The sequence below is a fragment of the Planomonospora algeriensis genome, assembly GCF_977012225.1.
Genome location: NZ_CDRNDK010000401.1, coordinates 1 through 5,820, shown reverse-complemented (window position 1 = coordinate 5,820; position 5,820 = coordinate 1). Strand labels below are relative to the sequence as shown.

General features: G+C 74.3%; 6 protein-coding genes. 2 read left to right on the top strand and 4 right to left on the bottom strand.

Annotation, left to right across the window (positions count from 1 at the left end):
• From ACWJ6R_RS28640 to ACWJ6R_RS28625, 4 genes are all read right to left on the bottom strand, one after another.
• Window positions 1-423: copper resistance CopC family protein (locus tag ACWJ6R_RS28640; RefSeq protein ID WP_449065210.1), on the bottom strand; the 423-nt coding region annotated here is incomplete at its 3' end.
• A gap of 125 nt (window positions 424-548) precedes the next feature.
• The gene (locus tag ACWJ6R_RS28635; protein WP_449065209.1) at window positions 549-1,805 is read right to left on the bottom strand and encodes a 2-oxo acid dehydrogenase subunit E2; all 1,257 of its coding nucleotides are present in this window, start codon (window positions 1,803-1,805) and stop codon (window positions 549-551) included.
• Complete coding sequence (locus ACWJ6R_RS28630; RefSeq protein WP_449065208.1) at window positions 1,802-2,806, bottom strand: alpha-ketoacid dehydrogenase subunit beta; 1,005 nt, start codon at window positions 2,804-2,806, stop codon at window positions 1,802-1,804. The genes ACWJ6R_RS28635 and ACWJ6R_RS28630 overlap by 4 nt, the downstream gene beginning before the upstream one ends.
• A complete protein-coding gene (locus ACWJ6R_RS28625) occupies window positions 2,803-3,729 on the bottom strand; it encodes a thiamine pyrophosphate-dependent dehydrogenase E1 component subunit alpha (protein ID WP_449065207.1) in 927 nt (308 codons plus the stop codon). Before ACWJ6R_RS28625 ends, ACWJ6R_RS28630 begins: the two co-directional genes overlap by 4 nt.
• 538 nt (window positions 3,730-4,267) lie before the next feature.
• Between ACWJ6R_RS28625 and ACWJ6R_RS28620 the strand changes: the two genes are divergently transcribed.
• Together ACWJ6R_RS28620 and ACWJ6R_RS28615 are read left to right on the top strand one after the other, a co-directional pair.
• A complete protein-coding gene (locus ACWJ6R_RS28620; RefSeq protein WP_449065206.1) occupies window positions 4,268-5,092 on the top strand; it encodes a condensation domain-containing protein in 825 nt (274 codons plus the stop codon).
• A partial coding sequence (locus ACWJ6R_RS28615; RefSeq protein ID WP_449065205.1) for a condensation domain-containing protein occupies window positions 5,059-5,820 on the top strand: 762 nt, incomplete at its 3' end. The genes ACWJ6R_RS28620 and ACWJ6R_RS28615, both read left to right, overlap by 34 nt.

Sequence of the window (5,820 nt, the reverse complement as noted above, 5' to 3'; positions counted from 1 at the left end):
GGAGGCGGCGGGGTACGGCGGGGCCGACGCGGCCGCGGCCGGCTGCGCGGAGCCCGGCCCCGGGGCGGTCAGGGTGAAGGCCGTCTTGCCGGAGACCGGGTGGCCGTCGGAGGAGAGGATCCGGTAGCCCACGACGTACTCCCCGGCGGGGCCGAGGGGCTTGACCTTGACGCTGACCTTCGCTCCGTCGACGGCGGTCTTCCCCTCCTCCCACCGGGCGCCGTCCGGTCCGGTCAGGGTGATCAGCGCGAAGCCCTGCCGCGCGGGCTGGTCGAAGGTGAGCGTGATCCTCTCCGGCCCGGCGGCGATCGAGGCGCCGTCCTCGGGATCGCTGCCGATCAGTACGTTGTGGGCCTGGGCCGGGGCGACCGCGCCGAGCAGCGCGGCGCAGGCCAGCAGCAGGACCGTGAGTGACCGCCTCAACGATCGAGACCTTCCGTCGGGTTCGTCATGACCCGAACATATTCGCACTTCAGGCGCTCACCCCGGGAATCGGCGGCCGCCGGGGCGGGCGGGGAGGACCCGGTGGCCCCGGCGGCGCCGGGCGCTCAGCCGCCGGAGGCGGGCGATTCCAGGGCCGAGCGCAGCGCGCCCAGGAACTCCGCGGCCTCGCGGCCGTTGACGAACCGGTGGTCGTAGGCCAGGCCGAGGGAGACGACCTTCCGGGTGGTGAAGACGCCCTCGGCGGTCTCGACGACCTCGGGGCGCGGGGCGGTGAGGGACAGGGCGCAGGTCTGTCCGGGGAAGACGACGGGGACGGCGGTGACGACGGCCTCCTCGGTGTGCAGGGTGACCATGATGGCGCCGCCCCGCAGGTCCTCCTCCCGGAAACCCCCGCTCAGCGCCGCCTGGCGCAGCCGCATGAGGTCGCGGGCGATCTCCGCGAGCGGCCGTCCGCCCGCGTCCTTCACCACGGGGACGACCATGCCCCGGCCGACGTCCATGGTCACGCCCACCCCGGCAGCGGCGGGCAGGCGGGCCCGGTGCGCGCCGGCCGGGGAGGCGAAGCAGAGGGGGAAGCGGTCGAGCAGCCCGCCGACCGCCTGGACCAGCAGTTCGGGCAGGCCGATGAGGGCGCGCAGCCGCTTGGTCTCCTGCCGGGCGAACGCCAGCGCCTCGGTCACGTCGACCCGCATCGCGGTGAACGCGGCCGGGATCTCCCGGTGCGAGAGCTCGACCACCTCGGCGACCCGCCGCTGGGCCCGCGACAGCTCGACCAGGCCGGTCCCCTCCCCGCCGTCCCGGTCCGCGGCGGTCTCCGGGTCACCGGTCTCCAGGCCGGCGCTCTCCGGGCCGGTGGTCTCCGGGCCGGCGCTCTCCGGGCCGGGCGCGGGGACCGGCGGCTCCGGAGCGGGGGCGGTCCCGGCCGGCGGCAGGAGGCGCTCCAGGTCGGTACGGCGGACCACCTTCACCCCGAGCGCGACCACCTGCTCCATGGAGATGCCGTGCTCGTCCATGAACGACCGGGCGGGTGCGGTGATGACCTGCGCGCCCGTCTCCGCACCCGTCTCCGTGCCCGCCCCTGAGGCCGCCGCCCCCGCTCCGGCCTCGGGGGCGGGGCCGGGGACGCCGGAGTCGTCGCCGAGCCGGGCGATGACCTGGCCGGGCGCGCACTCGGCACCCTTGGGCAGCAGGTGCCGCAGCACCCCGTCCTGCGGGGCGGTGAGCTCCTCGACCGCCTTGGAGGTCTCCAGCTCCGCGATCGGCTCCCCGGCCCGTACGGCCTGGCCGTCCTCGGCGGTCCACGCCGTCAGCAGGTAGGCGCTGTCGTTGTTGTTGAGCTTGGGCACCCGGATCTCGGTCATGAGAGGGCCTCCGTGATCGCGCGCTTGATGTGGTCCGGCTGGAGGAGGACCTCCCGCTCCAGGTGGGGGGCGGCCGGGATGACGCTCCCGGCGGCGCTGAGCAGGGTGATCGGGCGGCGCAGCGCGGGCCAGAGCCGGGGGTAGAGCACCCGGGCGACCTCCGTCCCCCAGGTCCCGCCCTCGGAGCCGTCCTCCGCGACGCACACGTGCCGGGCCCGCTCCAGGCCGGGCAGTTCGGGCACCGGGTACAGCCGCGCCGGGACCAGCAGCTCGCAGAGCAGGTCCTCCTCCAGCAGCAGCTCCCGCGCGGCGGCCAGCGCCCGGTGGGCCATCCCGCCGGGGACGACGAGCGTGCAGTCGGGCTCGCCGCCGCCCTCCACGAAGACCCGGGCGGTGCCGCCCGGGTCGTCCGCGCCGCCGGTGAGCTCGTAGCGGAACAGGTCGTCCACCACGCCGTTCTCGTACATCCCGCGGGTGTAGAGGACCTTGTCCTCGAAGAGCAGGCAGGGCTGCCCGAGCGTGAACATGGCGGCCAGCAGGGCGCCCGCGTCGTGGAACGGGGTCAGCTCGAACAGGTGCAGGCCGGGCACGCCCAGGAAGTGCTTCTGCGGGCTCTGGCTGTGGGTCGGGCCGTAGCCGCGCCCGCCTCCGGAGGGGCAGCGCACCACCAGCGGGATCGGCACGGGCCTGCCGTACATGGTGGTGGACTTGGCGGCGAAGTTCACCAGCTGGTCGAAGGCGAGGGCGGCGAAGTCGGCGAACATGATCTCGACGATCGCCTTCTCCCCGGCCAGTGCCAGGCCGGCGCCGACCCCGACGATCGCGCCCTCGCTGAGCGGGGTGGAGCGCACCCGCTCGCCGAACCGGTCCGACAGGCCTCGGGTGATCTTGAAGGCGCCGCCGTACGGGTCGGCGATGTCCTCGCCGAGGACGTGCACGTCCGGGTCGGCGGCCAGCAGGTCGTGCAGGGCGCGGTTGAGGTGCTCGGCGACGCGGGTCACGGGCGCTCCCAGACCGAGAGCGGGCGGGCGGCGACCTCGGCCGCGACGCGCTCGACCAGTTCGCGCGCCTCGCGGTCGAGCCGGCCGAAGCGCTCGCCGAGGAGCCGCGCGTAGCGGGGGTGCCAGTCGTGGCCGGCGGCCAGCGCGATCTCCTCGGCGCTGCGGGTGTCGTCGCCCTTGCTGTGCGGGCCGATCCGATGGGTGGCGAACTCCACGACCAGGGGGAGCGACTCCTCGCGCACCCGGGCGACCAGGGGCGCCAGCTCGGCGCGGATCTCGGTGACCTCGGTGGAGGCGGTGCGGTGGTGCGGGACGTCGAACGCGGCGGCGCGCCCGGCGACGGTCCCGGCCATCTGCGCGCGGGTCGGGGTGGACTGGGCGATGCCGTTGTGCTCGACGACGACCAGCAGCGGTACCCGCCAGAGCCGCGCCATGTTGAGCGCCTCGTAGACCGAGCCCTCCCCCCAGGTGCCGTCGCCGATGTAGGCGCAGGCCAGGGCGCCGCTCCCCTTCAGTGACAGCGCCGCGCCGACCGCGACCGGCAGGCTCTCGCCCTGCACGCCGGTGGACAGGAAGCGGCCGTGGTAGACGTGCTGGCTCCCGCCGACCCCCGCGCACAGCGCGCCCTCGCGGCCCATGATCTCCGCCAGCAGCCCGTACGGCTCCGCGTGGCGGGCCAGGAAGTGGCCGTGGCCGCGGTGGTTGCTGAAGACGAAGTCGTCGTCGCCGAGCAGGGGCGCCAGCGCGACCGGCACGTACTCCTGGCCCAGGCAGGTGTGGGTGGTGCCGCTCAGCTCGCCGGCCTCGAACAGGCGGAGCAGGGTCAGTTCGAAGTGCCGGATGAGCAGCAGGAGTCGCAGGTCGTCCTCCGAAGGGGGGACGGCGTTCCGCGGGCCGGCGGCGGAGGGGATGGTGACGGTCACGTGTGCGCTCCTGGCGTGGGCGACCGCGGGCATGGCTCGGCCGCCCTGATTGAGAGGACAGGGTGGGAGCGCTCCCATCGGAGGGTAGGAGGAGTCGGGGAGGGCTGTCAATGGGATCTGTGAGACCGGAAAAGTTTGATGAAACCGGCAAATCCGTCTTTAGTCTAGGAAGTGGACTAACTACTTCTTTACTGTGTTTGTCTATAACCGAAAACATCAGAGAAATCTTGACGGCCTTGTCAGCACGTCCCTAGCCTCCTCCGTGGGAACGCTCCCACCGCATGGAAACGAACACTTGTACGAGAAATCCCGCCCGGGACGATCTCGTCGGCTCATCGGAGACTCCGCACCGTCTCCGATCCACCCTGGCCGCCCCGCTGAGCGGCCGGTGATCACCTCTGCCCGGTCCCCTGCGGGATCGGCGACCCTCACCAGGCCGCCCTGCCCCTCGCGGCCGCTCTCCGGGACCGCCCTTCGGGGCGTTCCCGCCCCCGACCCGGGAACGCACCTGGTTCCCCAGCCGCAGCACGGAGGTGCCGTGACGCACACCGCCCTGTCGCCGGCCAAGCAGGCGCTGCTCGCTCAGCGCCTGGGCGGCCGCGCCGTCATCGCGGCCATCCCGCCGCGCCCGCCCGGCACCCCGCCGCCGCTCTCCCCGGCGCAGGAACGGCTGTGGTTCCTGGAGCAGTACGCACCGGGGACGACGGCCTACACCGTCGCGTTCGCCGTCCGCCTGGAGGGCGAGATCGGGGAGGAGGCCCTGCGCCGGGCGCTGACGGAGGTCGCGGCCCGGCACGAGAGCCTGCGCACCCGGCTGGTCACCACGGCCGACGGCAGCCCGGAGCTCGTCGTCGACGACCTCCCCACTGCGGAGCTGCGCATCGCCGACGCCGCCGAGGGCACGGCCGCGATCGACGAGGAGCTGGCCAGGCCCTTCGACCTGGAGCGCGGCCCCCTGCTCCGGGCGCTGCTGGTCCGTCTCGCGCCCGGCGCCCACGTCCTGCTGCTCACCATGCACCACGCGGTGACCGACGGCTGGTCCTGCGACGTCGTCATGGAGGAGCTGCTCGCCCTGCACGCCGCCCACCTGGCCGGGGGCGAACCGCAGCTGCCCCCGGTGCGGCTGCAGTACGGGGACTACGCGCACTGGCTGCGCGAGCGCGCCGAGGACGGCTCCCATGACGCGGACGTCCGCTACTGGCGCCACCGCCTGGAGGGGCTGCCGCCGCTGGAGCTGCCCACCGACCTGCCGCGCCCGGCCGAGCAGCGCTGGGAGGCGCCGCCTGCGGCCTCGACCTGGACGCCGAGCTCAGCGAGGCCGTCGCCGCGGTGGGCCGCGCGCACGGCGCCACGCCGTACATGACGCTGCTGGCCGCCTTCCAGGTGCTGCTCGCGCGCTACTCGGGGCAGCACGACTTCGCGGTCGGCTCGCCGGTCTCCGGGCGGGACCTGCCCGAGCTGGAGCGGGTGGTCGGCGTCTTCATCAACTCCCTGCCGATGCGCGCCGACCTGTCGGGCGACCCCACGTTCGCCGAGCTCCTGGAGCGGGTGCGGGAGACGGCGCTGGACGCCTACGCCCACCAGGCGCTCCCCTTCGACCGGCTCGTCGACGAGCTGGGCGTGGAGCGGGACGTCAGCCGCTCGCCGGTGTTCCAGGTGATGTTCGCGCTGCAGAACTACCGGTCCAAGCCGCTGGACACGCCGGGCCTGACCATGAGCCCGTTCCCGATCGAGACCGGGGTCAGCCGCTTCGACCTGGCCATGTACCTGTTCGAGACGCCCGAAGGGCTGCGCGGCCAGCTCACCTACAGCACCGCGCTGTTCCGCCCGGACACCGCCGAGCGGATGGCGGCCTGCCTGGAGAGCCTGCTGCGGTCGATCGTGGCCGATCCCGGGGCGCGGATCTCCGAGCTGGAGCTGCTCCCGGCCGAGGAGCGCCGCCGGGTGCTGGCCTTCGGCGAGTCCGTCCCGGCGACCCGCTTCGACGCGGAACTGGTCCACGAGGCCGTCTCCGCGCAGGCCGCCCGGACCCCGGACGCGATCGCGGTCGTCGCGGGCGCGGCGGGAACCGGGGGGCGCCGGCGACGGGGT

Bases quoted from the DNA above. Each gene is read 5' to 3' on its own strand.
- ACWJ6R_RS28635 (WP_449065209.1), bottom strand. From the start codon at position 1,805: ATGACCGAGATCCGGGTGCCCAAGCTCAACAACAACGACAGCGCCTAC.